Below are 22,030 nucleotides of genomic sequence, written 5' to 3'. Positions count from 1 at the left end.
TTTATGCTTAATTAAACAGCGCACAATATGAAAAAAATCCTGGTACCTGTTGATTTCTCTGCAACGGCAGAGAACGCAGCTGATTATGCAACTGATCTGGCCTACGGTATTGGTGCCAGAGTAGAACTGTTAAATGTTTTTCAGGTCCCTGAATTTTCTCCGGCTGCCGCATCTCTGGTATGGCCGCTTGAAGAATATAAGCTTATAGAAGCTGATGCTAAAAAAGCCTTGGACAAACTGGTTGAAAAAGTTGAAGAAAAATATAAAAAGGCTCATCATGAGTTTGGTTTTAAAGCAGAAGTGTTTGGGCGGTCTGTTCGTGGCGAGGTTGAACAAGAGATTAGTAAATATTTTGCTGAGTGTAAAATGAACCTCGTTGTGGCCGGACTAAACCGTGCAGATAAATTAACCAAAACACTTATGGGCAGTGTTGCCAGAAAAATCATCGAACAGGAAATACCTGTTTTGCTTATTCCTGCGGGATATCGGTTTAAGAAACCTAAAAAAATCGCTTTTGCCACAGATTTTAGCCATAGCGATATTTCGGTTTTATGTGCACTTGCCGAATTTGCAAAACCCTTTAATGCCGATATACTCATTACACATACCGGTGATTCAAAATCAGACGCGACCCTTCACAAACAAGAAACCGAAGAATTTTTAAACCGGGTTGCCGATAGGGTGAACTATAGAAATATCTACCATAGACATGTAAACAGTGAGCGAATTAAGGACGGGTTAGATTGGATCGTTGAAAACGGACAGATCTATATTCTGGCAATGGTGCACCGAAAACACAGTTTTTTTCATCGCCTGCTTAAAGGCAGCTATACCCTAAACATGTCTGATCATATTCAGATCCCGCTTTTGGTTTTACCGCCCGAACACAATATCCCAATGTAAAACTAGCCGATCATTAAATAAAATGCTACAATCTATTTTTAAACAGAATATATGTATCCTAAAACAATGAAAGCCGCGGTTATCCATGAGTATGGAGGGCCGCTGGCCATAGAAGAACTTCCGGTTAGACCACTCAATCAATATGAGATTTTGGTTAAGGTAATTTCATGCGGGGTATGCCATACTGATTTGCATGCCTGTAATGGAGATTGGCCGGTAAAATCAAAAATGCCATTGGTACCCGGCCACGAGGCCATAGGCTTGGTAGCCGCAATGGGGCATGATGTTAAAAGTGTTAAAGAAGGTGATGTAGTTGGTGTGCCTTGGTTGTACAGTGCTTGTGGCTGTTGCGAATTTTGTTTAACAGGCTGGGAAACCTTATGCTACGAGCAGCAAAATGGAGGCTATAGTGTTGATGGAGGTTTCGCCGAATATGTAATTGCCGATTCCAGATACGTTGCCCATTTCCCTTCGCACGTAAATTTTGCAGAAATGGCACCGATTATCTGTGCTGGCGTTACCGTTTATAAAGGCTTAAAAGAAACTGAGGTTAAAGCAGGCGAATGGGTAGCCATATCGGGCATCGGTGGACTTGGCCACCTTGGCGTTCAATATGCAAAAGCCATGGGCTTTCAGGTCGCTGCAATTGATATTTCAAACGATAAATTGGAGATGGCCAGAAAACTCGGTGCAGACATTGTTGTTAATGCGCTTGAACATGATCCTGGTGAATTTCTTAAAAAACAAACCGGTGGTATGCACGGCGTACTGGTAACTGCAGTAACACCTGTTGCATTTAGCCAAGGGCTTTCGGCATTGCGAAGAAAAGGTGCTTTATCCCTAAACGGACTACCTCCCGGCAGTTTTGATCTGCCCATATTCGATACCGTGTTGAACAGGATAACCATTAGAGGTTCTATTGTAGGCACAAGAAAAGACATGCAGGAAGCCATCGAATTTGCAGTAGATGGAAAGGTAAGGGCACAGGTTAAAGAAGCAAAACTCGAAGACATCAATAATGTGTTCGATCAAATGAAAAAAGGTGAGATTGAGGGACGGATTGTTCTGAATATCTCTGGTGATTAGGTGTTTATTAATCAATATTTAACGATAAGAAGATGTTAGGAATATTAAAAGAAGAGGAGATCGAAAAACTCCTTAAAGAACAATATATTGGCCGTTTGGCTTGCCATGCCCATGGGGTAAGTTACATTGTACCCATCAATTACGTGTACAATAGCGGCACGGTTTACGCTCATTCTGCTCCAGGGCAAAAAATCAGGATGATGAAAAGTAATCCTCAGGTATGCTTTCAAACCGATCAGATCCGCGACACCTTTAACTGGAAGAGTGTGGTGTGCTGGGGCAAATTTGAAGAAATCATCGATGCCGCAGAAAAACAAAGGGTACTTCAGGGGATTATTCACCGGATGATGCCTTTAACCAATACCCCCTCAGCGCAACCATCACATGGCACAGGAAAAACAGATCCTTATGAGGAGGGAATGATCGTATTTAAAATTATAATGCACCTTAAAACGGGTAGGTTTGAGGTTAACGATAGTAGTGATTAACGGAATAAACCTTCAATCACTCAAATCGCATATCATGATCCACTAAAAAATGATCCAACTCATTTTTTGCTTTGACAGGCATCATCACCAGATCAGTTCAACTATAATAGTTTTGCTGCCGAAATTATTGGCTTTTTGTTGTGAAAGGCCAAACCTATATAACGAAATACCATGCCACATTCATTCCATATTCCCGTACTGGGCTTAGGCTATTCTATTGATACCCCATTAAAAGTTGCCAGGTACGGTATTTCCTCCGTGCTCTCTATTGTTGATGACGAACTGATCGAACGCATGCGTGCTTATCATTCAAAAAGCCGCTCGATTCATTTCGAAGCGATTTCAAAAGATGAAACGGGCAGCCGAAGTAAACGCATCACCGCCTACCTCAACTTTCTGTCAGAAACCATCACCAACGATTTTAAAGCCTTAAAACAGCAGGATTTTACTGCTGGAAACGATATCTGCCGCTATTTTGAGCTACTGCCTGATACTTCTAAATTAAAACATGGTTACGAACTGATGTTGGAATATCCTGAAGGTGAAACCAAGCAGACCTTCCAGTCACTTTTAAAAAATGCGATGCGGATGGGGGCTATTGATGTGAATATCATGGCCAAGGTAGATAAAATGAATTATGTAGATGGCGAATATTCGGGCGATACCAATACCGATGCATTAACCGCACTACGCGGTTTTGCCGAAAGTAAACTGAACGCTTCAGTCGTGTTATCTGCTGGCATGAACCCGAAATTATACAGCTATATGGAAAATTTTGAAGACTTTTTCCCAGATGAAAATGGCAAGCTGAAAAAGAAAATCATCTTAAAAGTAAGCGATTTTAGGTCGGCACTGATACAGGCTAAATTTTTGGCAAAAAAGGGCTTGTGGGTTTCAGAATTCAGGATAGAATCGGGACTCAATTGTGGTGGCCATGCTTTTGCAACAGAAGGTTATTTATTGGGGCCAATTTTAGAAGAATTTAAGCTCAAAAAAAGCGACATGCTCATTGAGCTTTTTAAAATGTACCAATCTGCTTTGGCGCAAAAGGGGATCCAAACAGAAAAACAGCCTAAACTACGGATCAGTGTTCAGGGTGGAATAGGTACTGCAGCAGAACACGATTTCCTCCTTCAATATTACAATCTTGATGCCACAGGATGGGGAAGCCCTTTCCTGTTGGTACCCGAAGTAACGAATGTAGATGCCGGGACGCTGGCGCAATTGGCGAGCTCAACAGAAAATGACTTTTATTTAAGTGGAGCTTCTCCGCTGGGTATCCAGTTTAATAACTTTAAAAACAGTACAATAGACCTCCAACGTAGCGAGCGGATTGAAAAGGGGCGGCCGGGAAGCCCATGTACCAAAAAATACCTCTGCAACAATACAGAATTTACCCTGCAGGCCATCTGTACGGCATCACGCGAGTATCAGCACTTAAAGATCAAAAGCCTAAAAACAGCCGGATTATCGGCAGATGAATACCAAAAACAATTTAACCTGGTAACCGAAAAAGTTTGCCTTTGCGAAGGTTTATGTGCTTCCACTTATTTGAAATACAATATCGCTAAACCAAAAGAAAATACAGCAGTAGCCATTTGTCCGGGGCCAAACCTCGCCTATTTTTCTGATGTATACTCACTTGATGAAATGGTTGGCCATATTTACGGAAAAATTAACCTGTTAACGCAGGTAGAACGGCCACATGTATTCATCAAAGAGCTCAATCTTTATATCGATTATCTTCAGGAAGATATCAAAAAGCAGCTTCAAAATTTCAGCGATAAAAAAAGAAAGCAGTTAAACGGATTCAAACTGCAACTGGCCGAAGGGATTAACTATTATAAAAAACTATTCAACGAGGTTGCCGATCAGGCATCGGGCGAGTTAAAGGAATTATATGAACAGCTGGCAAAGTCGAAAGACAAACTAGAAGGATTGATTGTTGAATAAGGAAAAAAGATCGGTAATAACTTTTCTATATTTACAGGGACATACTGATGTGTTACATGGATAGATCGAAATTTTTAGATGCAATTATTGAAAATGCCATTGATGGGATTATAACCATTGATGATAGGGGGACTATAGAACATTTAAACCCTGCTGCGCTTGAGCTTTTTGGTTATGGCAGGGAAGAACTGGTAGGCAAAAATGTATCAGTTTTGATGCCGGAGCCTGATCATTCCCGCCACGATGGATACTTGTCCCGATATGAACATACCGGCGAGAAGCACATCATCGGAACGGGACGTGAAGTTTCTGGAAAACGCAAAGATGGTTCGGTTTTTCCATTCAGATTAGGCGTTAGCGAAATCAAATTTAGCGACCGTAAAATTTATACCGGTTTTATCCACGATCTGAGTAAAGAAAAAGCCAATGAAGAGCAGATCAGAAGTTACACCGAGAAATTAGAGGTTAAGATCAAGGAACGCACACACGATCTGGTTAAACTCGTCTCAGAACTAGAGATGGCCAAAGAAAATATGCAGGCACTTTTTCAAAAGGAAAAGGAGCTAAACCAACTTAAAACGAGGTTTGTTTCCATGGCTTCGCATGAGTTTAGAACACCGCTGAGCTCCATTCAGTTATCGGCTTCTTTAATAGATAAATATACAAGCAAACAGGATGTGGCCAGTGTAGAAAAACATACGCTGAAAATCAAAAATTCGATTAATAACCTCACTACGATCTTAAACGATTTCCTTTCATTGGAAAAACTCGAAGCAGGAAAAGTTGAGGCGTCGGCACAACCTTTTAACATCATCAGCTTTGCTGAAGAAATAGCAGAAGAAATGCAGATGATGACCAAAGAGAACCAGCACATTATTTACGAACATACGGGTACAACCGCCGAGGTTTACCTCGATCCGAACCTGTTGAAAAATTGTGTGATCAATCTGATTTCCAATTCTATAAAATATTCTGGTGCAGATACTTTGATCCAGTTCAATTCCATTTTAAAAGATGACGAGCTGATCTTAGAGGTGAAAGACAATGGTATAGGCATTCCAAAAGTCGATTTGCACAACCTGTTTGAACCTTTTTTCAGGGCACATAATACCGGCGATATCCCTGGCACAGGCTTAGGCCTGAACATTGTTAAAAGATATGTAGGCCTGATGAATGGCACTGTAGGCTGCCAGAGCGAACAAAATTCAGGAACGGTTTTTACGCTCACCTTTACCTTCATTAAATAATTTTACAGCCTAATACTCATTGCCATGAACAAGAAAGTTTTAATTATTGAAGACAATGATGATATCAGGGAAAGCACGGCCGAGGTGCTCGATTTGGCCGGTTATGAAACTTTTACGGCTAAACATGGTAAGTTAGGTGTTGAAATGGCCTTGAACCATTTGCCAGATGTGATCCTTTGCGATATCATGATGCCGGAACTGGATGGTTATGGAGTACTGTACCTATTGAACAAAAACCAGAAAACGGCCAACATCCCTTTTATTTTCATTACCGCAAAAACCGAGCGGGCAGATATGCGAAAAGGTATGGAAATGGGTGCAGATGATTACCTCACCAAACCATTTGATGACATCGAACTTTTTAAGGCCATAGAAAGCAGGTTTAAGAAAAAAGAACAATCAGCCAACTTTAATTCAGGCACTGGCAATAGCGAAACGGTGATGGACGAACTTCGTAAAAAGGGTAAACCAAGGCCAATTGCCAACAAACAGATTATTTATGTGGAAGGAGATGAACCAACCCATCTTTATTATGTAGTTAAGGGCCAGGTAAAAACCTACAAACGTTTTAAGGACGGTAGGGAACTTTCGTCGAGCTTGTATCGTGATGGTGATTTTTTTGGATATGAAAGTTTATGCAATGGCGAAATATACACAGACAATGCAGCTACCTTAATAGAATCCGACATTATCCAGATCCCTAAGGCAGATTTTATGGAATACCTGCTCAATCACCAGGCGGTTTCAAAAACTTTTATCGGTTTATTGTCTGGAAATGTACGCGATAAAGGAAAACAGATGCTTCAACTCGCCTATTCCTCAGTAAGAAAACGTGTGGCAGAAGCACTGTTACAGGTTGCCACTAAATTTGGTGATGGTATTGCTGACAATTGTACCATCCGGATATCCAGAGATGATCTTGCTGCATTAGTGGGTACGGCAAGCGAAACGGTAAGCAGAATGCTGGCCGATTTTAAAGATGAAAAGCTGATCGATAAAACTGGCAATGCCATTAATATTCTCTCCTTAGAAAGACTACGAAATATCAAACAGTAATTTGGTTCATTGCATATGGGGTTAATCGGTTAATTGTTTAAATCGGTTATCTGACTCCAAACGCCAAGCTCCAAACTTAATCTGGTCATTAGTTGATCATTGGTCTCACCGTCGGTCGTTATTCTCCCTTGCCTTAAACTTGCGTCGGTCGTCATCCTGAGGGTTAATTTATTTCATAAAAATCAATATGATTGACGTATTCAATTGATTGTTTTTTGCCCTCTGCACAATCTTGCCTCGGCTCGCCGCCGCCGAAGGCTCTTTCTTTTTGATGCCAAAAAGACCAGCAAAGCTAGCTTGAACACAGTTGAAAATATAAAGTCATGTGAAAAAACAAAAACCACCGGCTGAAAATTTATTCATTTGTATTGTAGTTTTCAGCTGCATTCATGAGGGCTTCGCCGTTTTCTTTCGAAGTCAGTGGAGTGGCAGGGTCTGTAAAGCCCGAAAAATTTGTTAGGCCGGATTCTGGCAGAACGGAGATACGGTGCTGTGGCTTAGCTGGGTGAAAATGCATACTTCCGCAAATCATTCATTGATAAGTAATTACAAAATAACGTCAATGGTAACTCGTTTTGAGGACCTTACCTGCATTAAATTTGAACGGTGCATTAGGATTCCCACCTGCGTGGGAATGATGATCATATTATAAAAATTAGTCAATAGTTCGTGATTATTACCATGGGTGATTCATCAGTAAATTGTTAAATCGGTTAATCAACGCTATGCTCCGAGCCCCAAGCTCCAAACTCAAATTGTTTAAATCGGTTAACCGACCCCAAACGCCCAACGCTAAACGCCAAACTGAGAAATGTAACAAAAATCATTTTTTTCTCTAAGCATTCTCACCTGTTGCCGCACACTTCTACCATAGTTTTGTATACATAAACTCTGTATATGAAAGCTATAGCTTACAACATCAAACCTGATGAAAAGGAATGGTTGGTATTGGCCAATTATAAAAAACATGACATTACCATAATTGCCAACAGCTTAACCGCCGATACACTTTCATTTGCAGCAGGAAAAGAGGCATTATTGGTTTTTAATAACGATGAGCTGAGTGAAGCCATGATTGTAGACCTAAAAGCATTGGGCATAAAATACATCGCCACCTCATCATCCGAAACCGATCATCTGGATTTAAAAGCCGCAGGTTCGGCCGGCATAAAGGTAGCAAATGTTCCTTTAGCCTCTGGCAACGCAGAAGCTAACCTTCGCATGGAACAAGTAATCAAAAACCTCGATCAATGGGCTGCCGGAAAATGTGTAGGTAAGGCATGCTGCTGCCAGAACGAATGTTCTACCCTTAAAACGCTCAAATAATGGAAACTTCTGCATTGCTTAAAAAATATAATGTTGCGGCCCCAAGGTATACCAGTTATCCAACTGTTCCCTACTGGGATAATGAAAGTTTCAATGCAAATGGTTGGTTAGCCAACGTAGCCAATACCTATACAAGCCATAAAGATGAAGGGATTAGTTTATATATCCACCTTCCATTTTGCGAAAGCCTGTGCACTTATTGCGGTTGTAATACCCGTATTACCAAAAACCATAACGTAGAGGTACCATATATAAACGCTGTACTTGCAGAATGGAAAATGTATGTAGAAGTTTTGAGGGAGAAGCCCAAAGTAAAAGAACTGCACCTGGGTGGAGGAACACCTACTTTTTTTAGCCCAGAAAACCTAGGATTACTGATCAACGAAATTATTCAAAATACGACCTTGACTCCAGATGCAGAATTTTCTTTCGAAGCACATCCGGCAAATACCACTACCGAACACCTCGATACCTTGTTCAAACTCGGCTTTAAAAGATTAAGTCTGGGTATCCAGGATTTTGATCCTAAGGTTCAGTTTTTAATTAACCGGTTTCAGACTCCTGAACAGGTTGCACTGGTTACCGCAAAAGCAAGGGAAATTGGTTACACCTCTGTTAATTTCGATCTGATTTATGGTCTTCCGGGACAAAGCATTTCGGGTTTGGCAAAGACTTTAAAGGAGGTAATTTACATGAAGCCAGACCGCATTGCTTTTTACAGTTATGCACATGTGCCCTGGCTAAAACCAGGGCAAAGACATTACACGGAAAAAGATCTTCCCCTGGGCGACGAAAAATTTGCGCTCTACCAATTGGGGAGACTCTTGCTTGATGCAGCAGGATATAAGGATATAGGGATGGATCATTTTGCACTGAAAAGCGATTCGTTGTTTAAGGCGATGACTGAACAGAAACTTCATCGCAATTTTATGGGCTACACCAATCAGCATACCCATTTGCTTATCGGGTTGGGGGTTTCTTCCATAAGTGATAGTTGGACGGCTTTTGCGCAGAACCCCAAAACGGTAGAAGCTTATCTGGATAAAATTGAGCAGGGAATATTGCCCGTAGAAAAGGGTCATTTCCTTACGGATAAGGACCTTGAGGTGAGAAAGCATATCCTCAACATCATGTGCAGGGAAAATACGATTTATAATGAAGGAATTCCTGAACCTGTATATTGTAGGCTGTTACCCTTATTGCAAGATAAGTTGATATGGGTAACTGAAAAAGAAATTAAGATTACCACAAAAGGAAAATCTTTCCTCAGGAATGTCTGTATGGCATTCGATGAAAAACTATGGCTTAAACAGCCCGAAACCCAATTATTCAGTTCATCAATTTAAGCATAGTTTAAATGGAACATCAAAATAAAACTGCAATAAAAGCTGTCTGTTACCACTGTGGAGAAGATTTGCCCAAGGTAAAATATCAGATAGCGGATAAAGATTTTTGTTGTGCCGGGTGTATGGCTGTTTTCAAGATCCTTTCAGAGAACAATCTTTGCAATTATTATGTGTACAACAATGCCCCAGGCCAGCAGTTTAAAAATGAGCATCATTTAGAATATCTCGACGAATCTAAAATTATTGATCAACTACTCGATTATAAACATGAAAGTTCGAGCATTATTACCTTTTATATCCCGGCCATTCACTGCAGTTCATGCATCTGGTTATTAGAGCACCTTTATAAAATCAATCCTGCCATATTCAGCTCGCGGATCGATTTTCTTAAAAAACAGGTTACCATAAGCTTCAATCACAACGAAATTTCGTTAAGGCAAATGGTAGAAACTTTAAACCAGATTGGTTACGAGCCTTTGATCAGTCTTCAGGATGTAGTAAAGGAACACAGCGGTTCGGTAGATAAAACATTGGTATTAAAAATAGCCGTTGCCGGATTTTTAATGGGCAACGTCATGCTCTTTAGCTTTCCCGAATATTTTGGTCTTTCTGGTTTTGAAAAGCAGTTTCAGTCGCTGTTTGGTTGGCTAAACCTTGCATTTGCCATTCCTGCAGCTTTTTATTGTGGCAGCGATTATTTTACCTCAGCAATAACAAGCCTTAAACACAGGTACATTAACCTGGATACCCCTTTAGCATTGATTATTGCGGTACTTTTCCTACGCACAGCTTTCGAAATCATTTTCAGTACAGGGCCAGGTTTTGCCGATACATTAACCGGGTTGGTGTTTTTGCTTTTAATGGGCAAATGGCTTAAACAGCGCACCTATCATCACATTTCTTTTGATCGCGATTATCGATCTTACTTTCCAATTGCAGTAACTACACTACAAAACGGTAAAGAAAAGCCAGTATCCATAAATGAAATCAAGATCGGCGACCGGCTGTGGATCAGAAATGGAGAATTGGTTCCTGCAGATGCGATTTTAATGAAAGGTGAGGCCTGGATGGACATGAGTTTTGTTACCGGCGAATCGGAACCCGTACACAAAGTTTTGGGCGAGATTATTTATGCAGGTGGCAGGCAAACTACTGAAGCCATAGAACTTGAGGTGATTAAACCTGTTTCACAGAGTTATTTAACCGGTTTATGGAACAACGATAATTATAAAAACAATACCGAAAAACAGAACTTTAACGATACCGTAGCCAAATACTTTAGCCTGGGTGTCTTCCTGATTGCATTTGCTGCTACAGCTTATTGGTTGCTCCAAAACGATAGCCACAAAGCATGGTCGGCATTTACAGCGGTAATTATTGTAGCCTGTCCATGCGTACTGGCTTTAAGTACCCCATTTACCTTATCGGCAATTTTATCGGTTTTTGATAAGAAAGGGTTTTATGTGAAAAATACAGATGCGGTTGAACAGCTCGCCAAATGCGATACCCTGATTTTCGATAAAACAGGTACCTTAACCAGCAATGAAAATGCGGAGATCGGTTTTAGCGGAGTTATAACCGACGATGAAAAGATTATCATGGCGTCATTGTTGCGAAATTCTATCCATCCGCTAAGCAGGCATATCTTAAAAGCCTTAAATGTTGATCGGTTTTATTCACTCCGTGATTATAAAGAGGTGGTAGGAAAAGGTTTGACTGCTATAATAAACAACCACAGCATTTATGCAGGACATTTATCCATGTTGCCGATCGCAGTAAAGGCTACTAGCGAAACAGGAGTACATATTGTAATTGACCATGTTTATAAAGGATGTTTTGACATCAAGCAGCAGTGGCGGTCAGGATTGGTGCAGTTGATCTTAAAACTTTCGAAATTCAAATTGCTGGTTTTATCTGGCGATACCGATAAAGACCGTTTGATGTTGGATACCATTTTTACGAAAAAAACAACGATCAGGTTCCGCCAGAGCCCGCACCAAAAACTGGATGCTGTTCTGCAGCTTCAAAAGCAAGGAAATAAAGTAATGATGCTCGGCGATGGTTTAAACGATGCAGGGGCCTTAAAGCAAAGCGATTTTGGAATCGCATTAACAGATAACATCAACAATTTTACGCCAGGCTGTGATGCCATTCTGAAAGGCAATGCCTTAAATTTTCTGCCAGATTTTATCCAGTTAAGTAAAGACGGGTTAAAGATCATTAAAACAAGCTTCGCTATAGCCATTGCGTATAATTGTATTGGTATTTACTTTGCCGTACAGGGCACACTTTATCCCTTGGTTGCCGCAGTGCTGATGCCCATTAGTACGGTTACCATTATTTCCTTTACAACATTGGCAACCCGGTGGTTTGCCCATAAAAATAAACTGATATGAATATCCTTTACTTTTTGGTTGGTTGCAGTATTTTAATGGCGCTCATTTTTTTGGGAGCGTTTTTCTGGGCCTATAAAACCGGTCAGAACGATGATGTACATACCCCAGGTATCCGTATGCTCTTCGATGATGAGGTTGTAGCCGAAAAAAGTGAAGAAGATCACTTTTCCAGCTAACCGTTATCATCCTTTATCCGCCCACTGCCGGCTACCTTTGGCCTACAAAACATACAAAATTCTGTTTCTATTATGCAGTTAGAAAAATTTACTTACGATAACAAGATTGTCAGGAACTTTGGTATTGCCACCTTGGTTTGGGGAATAATCGGGATGACTGTTGGCTTGCTTGTGGCTATGCAACTCTTCCAACCCGCAATGAACATGGGCAGTCAGTACACTACATTTGGTCGGATCAGGCCGCTGCACACCAATGCCGTAATTTTCGCCTTTGTAGGCAATGCGATATTTATGGGTGTCTATTATTCCCTCCAGCGTTTATTAAAAGCAAGGATGTTTAGCGATGTGCTGAGCAAAATCCACTTTTGGGGCTGGCAGCTGATCATATTGTCGGCTGTAATCACGCTTCCGCTTGGCTTTACCACTTCGCATGAATATGCCGAACTCGAATGGCCTATTGATATTGCCATTACCATCATATGGGTAGTTTTTGGTATAAACATGTTCGGTACCATTTTTAAAAGAAGAGAACGCCATTTATATGTGGCCATCTGGTTTTACATTGCCACATTTGTTACTATAGCGGTGTTGCATATTGTAAACTCTTTTGAGCTGCCCATTTCTTTCATGAAAAGCTATTATGTGTATGCCGGCGTACAGGATGCGCTGGTACAATGGTGGTACGGGCATAACGCAGTGGCGTTTTTTCTAACCACACCCTACCTGGGCATGATGTATTACTTTCTGCCCAAAATGGCTGGCAGGCCGGTATATTCTTACAAATTGAGTATCCTGCATTTTTGGTCCCTCATTTTTATTTACATATGGGCAGGTCCTCACCATTTACTTTATACTTCGCTACCCGGTTGGGCACAATCATTAGGCGTTGCTTTTTCTATTATGCTAATTGCCCCAAGCTGGGGCGGTATGATTAACGGTTTGTTAACCTTGCGTGGTGCCTGGGATAAGGTAAGAGAAGATGTAACGCTGAAATTTATGGTGGTTGCCCTTACCGCTTATGGCATGGCCACTTTCGAAGGTCCGTTATTATCCTTAAAACAGATTAACGGTGTAGCCCACTTTACCGACTGGATTGTTGCCCATGTGCACGTTGGTGCTTTGGGCTGGAACGGCTTTTTAACCTTCGGTGTGCTGTACTGGTTAATCCCCCGTATTTACAGAACAGAATTATATTCTAAAAAGCTGGCCGGTTTCCATTTCTGGATAGGTACTTTGGGCATACTTTTTTATGCCGTGCCGATGTATTGGGCAGGCTTTACCCAAGGGCTGATGTGGAAGGAGTTTACACCAGAAGGTTTATTAAAGTATCCGAATTTCTTAGCCACCACCCTGCAAATTATTCCGATGCATGTTTTACGTTCAATAGGTGGGGCACTGTATTTAATAGGGGTTATTGCCATGACTTATAACCTGGCCAAAACCATGTTAGGGGCTAAATTGCTTGCCAACGAACCGGCAGAAGCCATGCCACTAAGCAAAATTATTACCGAAACTTCTTCAGCTGATAAAGCCTGGCACAGGGTTTTAGAACGCAAACCAATGAAATTTATGGTGTTATCACTTATCATCATCCTTATCGGAGGTATGGTAGAAATGATGCCCACTTTTACTATTCAATCTAATATCCCCACCATTGCAAGTGTTAAGCCTTACTCAGCGCTCGAACTTCAGGGGAGAGATCTGTACATCAGAGAAGGCTGTGTAAACTGCCATTCGCAAACGGTGCGGCCTTTCCGTTCAGAAACAGAGCGATATGGCGAATATAGCAAAGCCGGAGAGTTTGTTTACGATCACCCGTTTTTATGGGGAAGTAAACGAACAGGCCCAGACCTTCACCGCATAGGTGGCAAATATTCCGATGCCTGGCATTACAATCACTTAGTTGATCCTACGTCAATGTCGCCCGGAAGCATTATGCCTCCATACCCATGGCTAATGGAGCAGAAATTGGATATTACAACCACAGCCAGCAAGATCAGGGCTATGCAAACACTGGGCGTTCCTTATCCCGATGGTTATGATAAACGTGCTAACGATGATTTAAAAGTTCAGGCCGAAAAAACTGCATTCGACCTAAAACAGAACAACATTCAGGTTAAAAGCGACAGGGAAATAGTAGCCATTATTGCTTATCTGCAACGTTTGGGTACCGATATAAAAGCAAATAAAGAAAGCATTCCTTCAAATCAATAAATATGTTTAATCAGATAAAAGATTTAGCCGGTGGCGAATTATACCTCATCACCTCACTGCTCATATTCATGGTGTTTTTTGTAATCGTGGGTGTTTACCTGCTCAAACTAGACAAAAAACATATCGAGGTAATGAGCCAGCTTCCCATTCAAGACAATCAACCTAATGTACATGAAGAAGATTAAACTATTGTTATTGTCGCTGTTTTTATCAATTACAGCATTTGCTGCGGATGAGAAAGCCACAGAGGCCGTAACACCTGCTAAAGCCGGGTTAGGACTAAACCAATCGGAAATACTGATTATAATCCTCTTGGTTTTTGCTATTGTGCTGCTTTTTGTTTCAGTAACCCTGTTAAATGCATTCAAGGTAATGTATAACGAACAGTTAAACCCTACACCATATGTTAAGCCTGTAAAAGAACCGGTTTTGGATTACGATACCTGGTTAAAACAACAACCAGTTAAACCTTCAATCTGGATCAAACTTTTAAGCTTGAGGCCCATTGAAGAAGAAAAGGATCTGGTAATCGATCATGCTTACGATGGCATTAATGAGCTGAACAATCCTGTTCCGGCATGGTTCAACTTCCTCTTTTTCGGTACCATGATTTTCGCGGCTGGTTATCTTTTTTATTACCACATTGGTGGGTATGGAGACCTGCAGGACAAAGAATACGAAAATGAAATGGCAAAAGCGAAGATAGAAAAAGCAGCCTATCTCGAAAAATCGGCCAATACTATTGATGAGAATTCGGTAAAGTTTGATAATACACCAACGGTGCTAGAAGATGGTAAAACTATTTATAATACAAACTGTGTGGTCTGCCATGGGGATAAAGGCCAGGGCATCATCGGGCCAAATTTAACCGATGAGTATTGGTTGCATGGTGGCGGTGTAAACAATGTATTCAAAACGATTAAATATGGCGTTCCTGCAAAGGGAATGATTAGTTGGGAGAAAAACTTAAACCCAAAACAAATCAGTGCTGTTACCAATTTTATTCTGTCGTTAAAAGGAACAAATCCTGCAGGTGCCAAAGCACCACAGGGTGAACAATACGAAGTGAAAGATTTAAAAGATAATGAGATGAAATCACCAGCAGACAGTGTGAGCCAGGCCAATGTTACCAAAAAATAAAAGCGAAAATAAAGGCAGGGGCAGAAATTTTATCTACCCTAAAAAGCCATCGGGCAAGTTATATACCTATCGGAAATGGGTAAGTTATGTGTTGCTATTATTTTTGTTTTCCTGTCCATTTTTAAAACTTAACGATGAGCAGCTGGTACTCCTCAATTTTATAGAAAGAAAATTTGTATTCTTTGGATTGATTTTTACCCCGCAGGATTTTTACCTGTTTGCGCTCGCGATGCTCATTTTTATCATGTTTATTGTGTGCTTTACAGTAGTGTTGGGCAGGCTATGGTGCGGATGGGCCTGTCCGCAGACGATTTTCATGGAAATGGTTTTTCGCAGGATCGAATATTGGATCGAGGGAGATGCCAATAAACAAAAAAAATTAGACGAAGGCGCTTGGAACGCTGAGAAAATAGCCAAAAAAGGAAGCAAACATTTCATTTTCCTGGTGATTTCTTTTGCCATTGCGAATACCTTTTTGGCTTACATGATCAGCTCAGATGTACTCCTTAAAATTATAACGGAGCCCGTCTCAGTCCATATTTCGGGCTTTATATCCATCTGGCTTTTTACCTTAATCTTTTATGGGGTATTTACCTATGTACGCGAAGTAGTGTGTACGGTAATCTGTCCGTACGGAAGGCTGCAAGGCGTGCTGTTAGACAATCAGAGTTTGGTTGTTGCTTATGATTTTACCAGGGGCGAACCCCGTGGTCGTATTCAGAAACAGGAAGTGGCTTTAAACGCGGGAGATTGTGTTGATTGTGGGCTTTGCGTACAGGTTTGCCCCACTGGTATCGATATCCGCGAAGGTACGCAGCTCGAATGTGTAAACTGTACCGCTTGTATCGATTCGTGCAACGAGGTGATGCTTAAAATAAACAAACCCAAAAATCTGATTGGTTTTTTTAATCAGGATTTTATTAACGAACGTAAACCTTATAAAATTGGCCTAAAATCTTACGGCTATGCTGCAGTTTTATTTGTGGTACTGATGGTTTTTTCTTCGTTGATTTATAAAAGAGAAGATATTGAAACCACCGTATTAAGAGCGAGTGGCACCTTATACCAGAGCAGGGGAGCAGACAGAACAAGTAATTTGTATAATGCAGAACTAATAAACAAAACCAATAAGACCGTAAAATTTACTTTCAGATCGAAGGATAAGGGAGACGAAATTAATTTTATCCAAAAAGCAGATGTTTTGCCAAAAGAGGGGTCGGCACATCTCACGTTTTTTTTAATCAGGAAGAATAAATCTATAAAAAAATATAAAACCGATGCGATTTTCGAAATCGTTGTAAATGGCGAAGTTTTAAGTACGGCAACTACAAGTTTTTTCGCGCAACCGGAAGGAATTGAATGAGAGAAGGATCGAATGAGAGAATGGTTGGATGAGAGAATGGTTGAAAGATCGATTTGATATTTGCCTGTAAACAGTCACTCATTCGAAACTCAATTATTCAAAATTAAAAAAAGAGATATGAACTGGGGAACAAAAATAGTGTTGGGCATGATTACTTTTATGCTGTTTATTGTGTGTATGGTGGTTTATATGTTTCATGTGCATGGCAGGGATGCCCTGATCGAAGAAAATTATTACGAAAAGGGAATCAATTATAATGCAGAATACAATGCCAAAGTGAACGTTATAGACGATAATGCCAGTCCTAAAATTACCATTACAAAAACTCAGATTATTATCGAAATTAAAGATAGTGCTACTTACAGCCTCATTTTAATGCGGCCTGTTAATAGTGACGATGATGTTAAACTAAAGGGAAACACCTCAGGGACTTCCAATCTTATTCTGGTAGATAAAACTAAAATGCCCAGGGGTATGTGGTTTTTAAACCTTCAATGGCGCTCTTCAGGTAAAGATTATCTGTTTAAAAATAACATCACCCTATGATGGATTTTTTACCATTGGCATTTTTGATGGGCCTTTTCGGGAGCCTGCATTGCGCCGTAATGTGCGGACCGATTATGCTTGGGATGCCCTTTCAAAAAAGTAGTTTCTTTCAGAGCGGATTTCAACTTTTTCTTTATCAGTTTGGAAGAATATTAGTCTATACCATTTTGGGGTTTATTGTTGGTGTATTAGGCAATAGTATTACAGTTTTTAGCAATCAAAAAACACTGAGCATATTTATTGGTATTTTGTTGATTTTATTCACCCTGCTACAGTTTAGCAAAAGCTATAACAGCGGATTTTCAAAAATTCAGCTTAAATTGTTAAATCCTGTAAGTAAACTTATGGGGAAGATTTTCAATCTTCCGTTTTGGGGCCTGTTTGCTGGTATGCTCAATGGGTTAATTCCTTGTGGTATGGTTTATCTGGCATTGGCAACAGCACTAAATACGGGTGATGCTAAATCTGGGGGTATTTTTATGTTTCTTTTTGGGCTGGGTACGGCCCCGCTTATGATGATGGTTTCATTGGGCGGAATATTTCTTAAAAAATATATTCATTTCAATACAAATAGGTTTATCCCGTGGTTTATGTTTTTCATGGGAGTGATCATCATACTGAGGTCCGCGGATCTTGGGATCCCTTTTTTATCCCCTAAAAAAACAATTGGTTATGGTCAAGCAATAGATTGTAGATAAAAATATCTCCAATAAAAAACTGAGCCGTCTAACTAGTAGATGGCATGGAGTTAGGTCGCTTCGATGACCTTATTATTCGCGAAGTTAAATCTTTACAAATGTTTAAACAACCTCTCAGATATGCAGGTGAAGTTTACAGCATTAGTTTTTTAATAATTTTTCTATTTTCAACAGCATATTTTTTGCATTCAGATTTGCTGAATCTAACTCCAGCACTTTTAAATAATCGCTTTTTGATAAAAAATAATCTTTTTTATTGAAATATGCTTCAGCTCGACTATCGTAAACATTTGGTGAATTTGGAAACGCATTTACATTTATATTAAATAATTTGATGGCAGATTCAATTTTTTCATCTCTTAAAAATTCATATGCAAGCGTATTTAGTTCGCTTTCATCTAAAAAATTATATTCAGTGTTCTTATCTTTTTTAAGGTTTTTATATAATTCAATGCCCTGATCAATATTTTTTTCACATTCTTTTCTTATTGCTAAAGCGATAGACTCTTTTTGAGGTATTAGAGGGTAGTTTTTCCAATTATTGATGCTCGCAATGCTATTAACGATTTCATCTATAAGCCTCATGCTCATGCCATTTGTCATAACGATAATACCATCTCCATTATTTAAGCTTGCGACATAATTACAAACAAAACCATCACTTCCACCACTATGTCTGAAATATTTCACGCCATTATAATCATCTAAGAAAACGCCAAAACTATTCTCTAATCTTTTTAAAGACATTTCTTTTGAAAGTATTTTATTTGATTTTTCGGATAGTGATAATTGTGTTTCTATTATATATTTTGCTATGTCTGTTGGATTTGTCCATAATCCAGCTGCTGCTTTTTCAGGATAAATATGATATTTACCAATCACTTCTTTGCCATTATTATAGCCAGTTGCAAAATTGGCTATTTGCTGTTGTATTGGTGGTTGGTTAAAAGAACTATGACTCATTCCCAGTGGAACCAATATATTTCTCGACATATAATCTTCATATGTTTGGCCGCTGGTATTTTCAATAATTAATTGAGTAATTGTTGTTCCTCCGCCCGAATACTCGAAATTTAAGCCAGGTTCAAACTCCGACCGAACAGCCTTTGAATTAGCAGGCTGTAATCCATCAAGAATTTGTATAGTGGATGGTAATTCTCGACCAATTTCATAACCGTAAAAACCGTGTACTGATAATCCAGCTTTATGACTTAATAAATCTGCGATAGAGATTTTTTTACCATTTGAAATATCATCATATGGGAATTTCCAGGTTTTTAAATAATTGTTTATATCATCATACAATGCAAGTTTCCCTTCTTCAACAAGCTTTAAAATACCTAGACTATTGATTGATTTGCTGATTGAGCCGGCTTGAAATAAAATTTCAGGTGTTGCCATTTTTTTCTCATCAACATCTGCAAACCCATATGCCTTTGTCCATTCAATTTTGTAATCTTTAACAACTGCTATACTTACAGCATTAACACCATACAAATTCATTCTTTCCTTCAATGTCCATTTTTTGTTTTTAGATTTATCCCAATGAAATACACTGTTTTCAAATAAGTCAAACTTATGACTTGGTTTTTGAGCAAAAATATTGGTTGATAAGAGGAATAGTATTGCTAAACATGATTTTTTCATTTTGAAATATTTTTAATGTGTTTCTGTAAACCTTGTAAAAGGAATATAGCTGGAGTATGTGGATGAAAATGGTGAAACTTTTTTAAACTATACATGAAGATTAACACTGATAAATTGCCAATAAATTTGCGCTGAATGCTTCATTTTGCCTAGTTAGCGTAATATGATCGAGATTTATTGTTGTTATTTGATCTCTGGTAATTTGAATTCCTTATTGTAAATAATACTCACCAAATTCTCTACAAAAATATTAGTGGGAACTCTTTCACCGTTTGTTGAATATGAAAGGGATATGTTATCTTTCGGGTTATAGATAAGGCGTGAATGAGAACCAAGCACATCTCCACTGTGACCGAAGAACAAATTATCTCCGTACGCAAATAACGCCAAGCCTCTTCCCCAGTCTTCTTTTCCTATAGTGGGTTTCATCGATTCTAAAGTTTCTTTTTTTAGAATTTTATACTGAAACAAACTATTTATGACAATGTTTAAATCTTCTGTTGTACTTGCTATATCTCCGACACCTATAACGTTTGAGTATTCGATATCTTTGATTGCATTCCAGTTTTCTGCGAATTTATATGATTTAAATGTATTTGTGGGATTTGATTTTATTGAAGCAAAATTCTTGAGATTTAGTGGCTTCACTATCTCTTGTATGACAACTTTATGGTATTCTTTTTTATATTTTTTTTCAATTATCATTCTTAATAATATGTATGCTGAATTTGAATAGGCAACCTTTTCATTAGGCTCAAAACTTACACCTTGTTTCCTTATCTCCTCAAATATTTCTTTCTCAGAAACTTTCTCGGTTACCCAGATGGCTCCATTTCTGACAGCAAAATTCCCTAATCCACTTGTGTGCTCCAGGAGATTTTTAATTATTATTTTCTTTGAATTTGGTATTTCTGGATAAAAATCAGACAACTTATCATCTAATTTTAGTTCGCCCTTTTCAACTAGCTTTAAAATTAAAATTGCGGTGACCATTTTAGTCACTGAGGCAATCTGATATTTAGTATCTTTATTATAATCTGTGTTAATCAACTTTTCTTGTCCAAAATTTCTAGTATAAACTTCTTTTCCGTTTCTATAAATGGATAAACTTCCAATTCCTCCATTATTGTTTTCGATATAGGTTATATAATGATCTATTTTGTCTTTATCAATTTCCTGAGAAAATAGATTTATGGAAAGCAGTAATAAGAAAGCTATTAATATTGACTTCATGTTATCTTTATTTACCTGATCTAACACCGTTACTAGGCCTGCGAAACTACAAATATATACTTGATTTAAATAACTTAGATTAAGTGCTTATTGTGTGTATTTCAGTGAAAGCGACTCGCGGTCATCCTTGCCGAGATGTCCACCTTGTACTAAGCTTTTCAAAAAAAAATATCAATTTTAGAGGTCTAAAACAGGGGTACACCGACTGCTCCGATCATCAAATACGTCGAAATTATATGTTCCTGTGTTGGGAAAATTTACGCAAGGTTTTCTGGATGATTTAATGATATTTTGACAGGAAACTTCGATACCCGAAGAATTGAAAAACTCATTGCGGACCAAGCAACTGCAAAGGGCGTGTTCACTGATGAGCTTTACGAACAAAGGGCTAATGCCATTCCCATGAAAAGATTTGGTAAACCCGAGGAATATGGTCATCTGGTTGCATTTTTGGCTTCCGATTTGGCAGCATACATTACCGGTGCCGATATTCCCATAGATGGCGGATTGCTAAAATCCCGTTAACAGTGCTGTTATTTATCGGCGTCACTGGAAGGAAAGAGAGCTCAGTATTATCTAAAAAAAATGTTGTGTGGGGTAATATTAACGGTCCACACAACAATTTTTTTGAAGGATTATTTCTTTCTTGACAGCACTGTAAAAGGATTAAAAGATATTCCAACATTGAAGAAGAATGTTGGATCAGGACTGATTTCAAGTACAGGTGATGCAAAGGAGTCTTCTTTTTTAAACAGCCTTCCAGACGGACTATACTTCATGCCTGCCTTCGCTGATATAACGAAATACTTTCCCAACAGATGCTCATACGTAAGTCCGGAATTAATGTCTAATTGCCTATACTCGTATCTTTGAGCAGTTCCGTCTATATCGTAGACATAAAAAGAGGTTCTGTCTGTGCACTTCCCCAAATTCAGACCAGTTAAAAGTATAATTCTAGACCGAGCGTAGCGAGGCTATTAGAAAAACTATTAATTTTAATTGGCAATATGAAAAGAATTAAGTTTACGGAATCCCAGATTGTAAAAGCAATCAAAGAACATGAGAATGGCAAAAATGTGCACGATCTCTGCAGAGAGTTAGGAATTAGCACAGCAGCCTTTTACAAATGGCGCCAAAGGTATGGAGGAATGGAAGTGAAAGAGTTATCAAAGCTCAAGGCATTAGAGGAGGAAAATGCACGTTTAAAAAAAA

At 39.2% G+C, this 22,030-nt stretch carries 21 protein-coding genes; 18 read left to right on the top strand and 3 right to left on the bottom strand.

The window, feature by feature from the left end; all coding sequences use genetic code 11:
* Positions 1–27: 27 nt before the first annotated feature.
* The 6 genes from EZ456_RS17425 (at position 28) to EZ456_RS17400 (ending at position 6,733) form a co-directional block, all read left to right on the top strand.
* On the top strand, positions 28–903 hold the full coding sequence (locus tag EZ456_RS17425) for a universal stress protein (protein ID WP_131532322.1): 876 nt from the start codon (positions 28–30) through the stop codon (positions 901–903).
* Between the two features lie 51 nt (positions 904–954).
* Positions 955–1,989, top strand: a complete 1,035-nt coding sequence (gene adhP / locus EZ456_RS17420) for an alcohol dehydrogenase AdhP (RefSeq protein ID WP_131532321.1) — start codon at positions 955–957, stop codon at positions 1,987–1,989.
* 32 nt (positions 1,990–2,021) lie between these two features.
* On the top strand, positions 2,022–2,477 hold the full coding sequence (locus EZ456_RS17415; RefSeq protein WP_131532320.1) for a pyridoxamine 5'-phosphate oxidase family protein: 456 nt from the start codon (positions 2,022–2,024) through the stop codon (positions 2,475–2,477).
* Between the two features lie 171 nt (positions 2,478–2,648).
* Positions 2,649–4,430 carry a hypothetical protein gene (locus tag EZ456_RS17410; RefSeq protein ID WP_131532318.1) on the top strand — a complete coding sequence of 594 codons (1,782 nt, stop codon included), beginning with the start codon at positions 2,649–2,651 and terminating at the stop codon, positions 4,428–4,430.
* A gap of 56 nt (positions 4,431–4,486) precedes the next feature.
* On the top strand, positions 4,487–5,677 hold the full coding sequence (locus EZ456_RS17405) for a PAS domain-containing sensor histidine kinase (RefSeq protein WP_131532316.1): 1,191 nt from the start codon (positions 4,487–4,489) through the stop codon (positions 5,675–5,677).
* A 24-nt stretch (positions 5,678–5,701) separates the two neighbouring features.
* Complete coding sequence (locus tag EZ456_RS17400) at positions 5,702–6,733, top strand: response regulator (protein WP_131532314.1); 1,032 nt, start codon at positions 5,702–5,704, stop codon at positions 6,731–6,733.
* Positions 6,734–7,088: 355 nt separating this feature from the next.
* Here the strand turns inward: EZ456_RS17400 and EZ456_RS25145 are convergent, their stop codons facing one another.
* Positions 7,089–7,265, bottom strand: a complete 177-nt coding sequence (locus tag EZ456_RS25145) for a hypothetical protein (RefSeq protein ID WP_165501357.1) — start codon at positions 7,263–7,265, stop codon at positions 7,089–7,091.
* A gap of 365 nt (positions 7,266–7,630) precedes the next feature.
* On the opposite strand from EZ456_RS25145, the gene EZ456_RS17395 reads away from it, so the two are divergent.
* From EZ456_RS17395 to EZ456_RS17350, 10 genes are all read left to right on the top strand, one after another.
* On the top strand, positions 7,631–8,059 hold the full coding sequence (locus tag EZ456_RS17395; RefSeq protein WP_131532312.1) for a Rossmann-fold NAD(P)-binding domain-containing protein: 429 nt from the start codon (positions 7,631–7,633) through the stop codon (positions 8,057–8,059).
* A complete protein-coding gene (gene hemN / locus EZ456_RS17390) occupies positions 8,059–9,405 on the top strand; it encodes an oxygen-independent coproporphyrinogen III oxidase (RefSeq protein ID WP_131532310.1) in 1,347 nt (448 codons plus the stop codon). Before EZ456_RS17395 ends, hemN begins: the two co-directional genes overlap by 1 nt.
* 11 nt (positions 9,406–9,416) lie before the next feature.
* Positions 9,417–11,801, top strand: coding sequence for a heavy metal translocating P-type ATPase (locus EZ456_RS17385; RefSeq protein WP_131532308.1), 2,385 nt, complete (start codon positions 9,417–9,419; stop codon positions 11,799–11,801).
* A complete protein-coding gene (gene ccoS / locus EZ456_RS17380; RefSeq protein ID WP_131532305.1) occupies positions 11,798–11,977 on the top strand; it encodes a cbb3-type cytochrome oxidase assembly protein CcoS in 180 nt (59 codons plus the stop codon). Before EZ456_RS17385 ends, ccoS begins: the two co-directional genes overlap by 4 nt.
* 72 nt (positions 11,978–12,049) lie before the next feature.
* Positions 12,050–14,191, top strand: coding sequence for a cytochrome-c oxidase, cbb3-type subunit I (gene ccoN / locus EZ456_RS17375; RefSeq protein ID WP_131532303.1), 2,142 nt, complete (start codon positions 12,050–12,052; stop codon positions 14,189–14,191).
* 2 nt (positions 14,192–14,193) lie between these two features.
* A complete protein-coding gene (locus EZ456_RS17370) occupies positions 14,194–14,376 on the top strand; it encodes a hypothetical protein (RefSeq protein ID WP_131532301.1) in 183 nt (60 codons plus the stop codon).
* Positions 14,363–15,331, top strand: a complete 969-nt coding sequence (locus tag EZ456_RS17365) for a cbb3-type cytochrome c oxidase N-terminal domain-containing protein (RefSeq protein WP_225876563.1) — start codon at positions 14,363–14,365, stop codon at positions 15,329–15,331. Before EZ456_RS17370 ends, EZ456_RS17365 begins: the two co-directional genes overlap by 14 nt.
* A complete protein-coding gene (ccoG, locus tag EZ456_RS17360; protein ID WP_131532298.1) occupies positions 15,315–16,694 on the top strand; it encodes a cytochrome c oxidase accessory protein CcoG in 1,380 nt (459 codons plus the stop codon). The genes EZ456_RS17365 and ccoG overlap by 17 nt, the downstream gene beginning before the upstream one ends.
* Before the next feature lie 117 nt (positions 16,695–16,811).
* Positions 16,812–17,240 (top strand): FixH family protein, encoded by a 429-nt coding sequence (locus tag EZ456_RS17355; protein WP_131532295.1) that lies wholly within the window; start codon positions 16,812–16,814, stop codon positions 17,238–17,240.
* On the top strand, positions 17,237–17,938 hold the full coding sequence (locus EZ456_RS17350; RefSeq protein ID WP_131532293.1) for a sulfite exporter TauE/SafE family protein: 702 nt from the start codon (positions 17,237–17,239) through the stop codon (positions 17,936–17,938). Before EZ456_RS17355 ends, EZ456_RS17350 begins: the two co-directional genes overlap by 4 nt.
* A 141-nt stretch (positions 17,939–18,079) precedes the next feature.
* Here EZ456_RS17350 and EZ456_RS17345 read toward each other — a convergent pair whose 3' ends face one another.
* Both EZ456_RS17345 and EZ456_RS17340 read right to left on the bottom strand, forming a co-directional pair.
* On the bottom strand, positions 18,080–19,585 hold the full coding sequence (locus tag EZ456_RS17345) for a serine hydrolase (RefSeq protein WP_131532291.1): 1,506 nt from the start codon (positions 19,583–19,585) through the stop codon (positions 18,080–18,082).
* Between the two features lie 183 nt (positions 19,586–19,768).
* Positions 19,769–20,818 (bottom strand): serine hydrolase domain-containing protein, encoded by a 1,050-nt coding sequence (locus EZ456_RS17340; protein WP_131532289.1) that lies wholly within the window; start codon positions 20,816–20,818, stop codon positions 19,769–19,771.
* Positions 20,819–21,109: 291 nt separating this feature from the next.
* On the opposite strand from EZ456_RS17340, the gene EZ456_RS17335 reads away from it, so the two are divergent.
* Positions 21,110–21,343 (top strand): SDR family oxidoreductase, encoded by a 234-nt coding sequence (locus EZ456_RS17335; protein ID WP_225876562.1) that lies wholly within the window; start codon positions 21,110–21,112, stop codon positions 21,341–21,343.
* 482 nt (positions 21,344–21,825) lie between these two features.
* The coding region (locus EZ456_RS17325) for a transposase (RefSeq protein ID WP_131527395.1) at positions 21,826–22,030 on the top strand (205 nt) is incomplete at its 3' end.

The sequence above is a fragment of the Pedobacter psychrodurus genome (assembly GCF_004331735.1).
Lineage (GTDB): Bacteria > Bacteroidota > Bacteroidia > Sphingobacteriales > Sphingobacteriaceae > Pedobacter > Pedobacter psychrodurus.
This window is presented reverse-complemented; position numbering and strand designations above follow the sequence as displayed.

What these genes read in the sequence shown, in the direction of transcription:
- EZ456_RS17340 (WP_131532289.1), bottom strand. Translation starts at nt 20,818, where the DNA reads ATGAAGTCAATATTAATAGCTTTCTTATTACTGCTTTCCATAAATCTA.
- adhP (WP_131532321.1), top strand. Translation starts at nt 955, where the DNA reads ATGTATCCTAAAACAATGAAAGCCGCGGTTATCCATGAGTATGGAGGG.
- EZ456_RS17425 (WP_131532322.1), top strand. Translation starts at nt 28, where the DNA reads ATGAAAAAAATCCTGGTACCTGTTGATTTCTCTGCAACGGCAGAGAAC.
- EZ456_RS17370 (WP_131532301.1), top strand. Translation starts at nt 14,194, where the DNA reads ATGTTTAATCAGATAAAAGATTTAGCCGGTGGCGAATTATACCTCATC.
- EZ456_RS17355 (WP_131532295.1), top strand. Translation starts at nt 16,812, where the DNA reads ATGAACTGGGGAACAAAAATAGTGTTGGGCATGATTACTTTTATGCTG.
- EZ456_RS17345 (WP_131532291.1), bottom strand. Translation starts at nt 19,585, where the DNA reads ATGAAAAAATCATGTTTAGCAATACTATTCCTCTTATCAACCAATATT.
- ccoG (WP_131532298.1), top strand. Translation starts at nt 15,315, where the DNA reads ATGTTACCAAAAAATAAAAGCGAAAATAAAGGCAGGGGCAGAAATTTT.
- EZ456_RS17385 (WP_131532308.1), top strand. Translation starts at nt 9,417, where the DNA reads ATGGAACATCAAAATAAAACTGCAATAAAAGCTGTCTGTTACCACTGT.
- EZ456_RS25145 (WP_165501357.1), bottom strand. Translation starts at nt 7,265, where the DNA reads ATGATTTGCGGAAGTATGCATTTTCACCCAGCTAAGCCACAGCACCGT.
- EZ456_RS17405 (WP_131532316.1), top strand. Translation starts at nt 4,487, where the DNA reads ATGGATAGATCGAAATTTTTAGATGCAATTATTGAAAATGCCATTGAT.
- EZ456_RS17350 (WP_131532293.1), top strand. Translation starts at nt 17,237, where the DNA reads ATGATGGATTTTTTACCATTGGCATTTTTGATGGGCCTTTTCGGGAGC.
- ccoS (WP_131532305.1), top strand. Translation starts at nt 11,798, where the DNA reads ATGAATATCCTTTACTTTTTGGTTGGTTGCAGTATTTTAATGGCGCTC.
- EZ456_RS17400 (WP_131532314.1), top strand. Translation starts at nt 5,702, where the DNA reads ATGAACAAGAAAGTTTTAATTATTGAAGACAATGATGATATCAGGGAA.
- EZ456_RS17410 (WP_131532318.1), top strand. Translation starts at nt 2,649, where the DNA reads ATGCCACATTCATTCCATATTCCCGTACTGGGCTTAGGCTATTCTATT.
- hemN (WP_131532310.1), top strand. Translation starts at nt 8,059, where the DNA reads ATGGAAACTTCTGCATTGCTTAAAAAATATAATGTTGCGGCCCCAAGG.
- ccoN (WP_131532303.1), top strand. Translation starts at nt 12,050, where the DNA reads ATGCAGTTAGAAAAATTTACTTACGATAACAAGATTGTCAGGAACTTT.
- EZ456_RS17395 (WP_131532312.1), top strand. Translation starts at nt 7,631, where the DNA reads ATGAAAGCTATAGCTTACAACATCAAACCTGATGAAAAGGAATGGTTG.
- EZ456_RS17365 (WP_225876563.1), top strand. Translation starts at nt 14,363, where the DNA reads ATGAAGAAGATTAAACTATTGTTATTGTCGCTGTTTTTATCAATTACA.
- EZ456_RS17415 (WP_131532320.1), top strand. Translation starts at nt 2,022, where the DNA reads ATGTTAGGAATATTAAAAGAAGAGGAGATCGAAAAACTCCTTAAAGAA.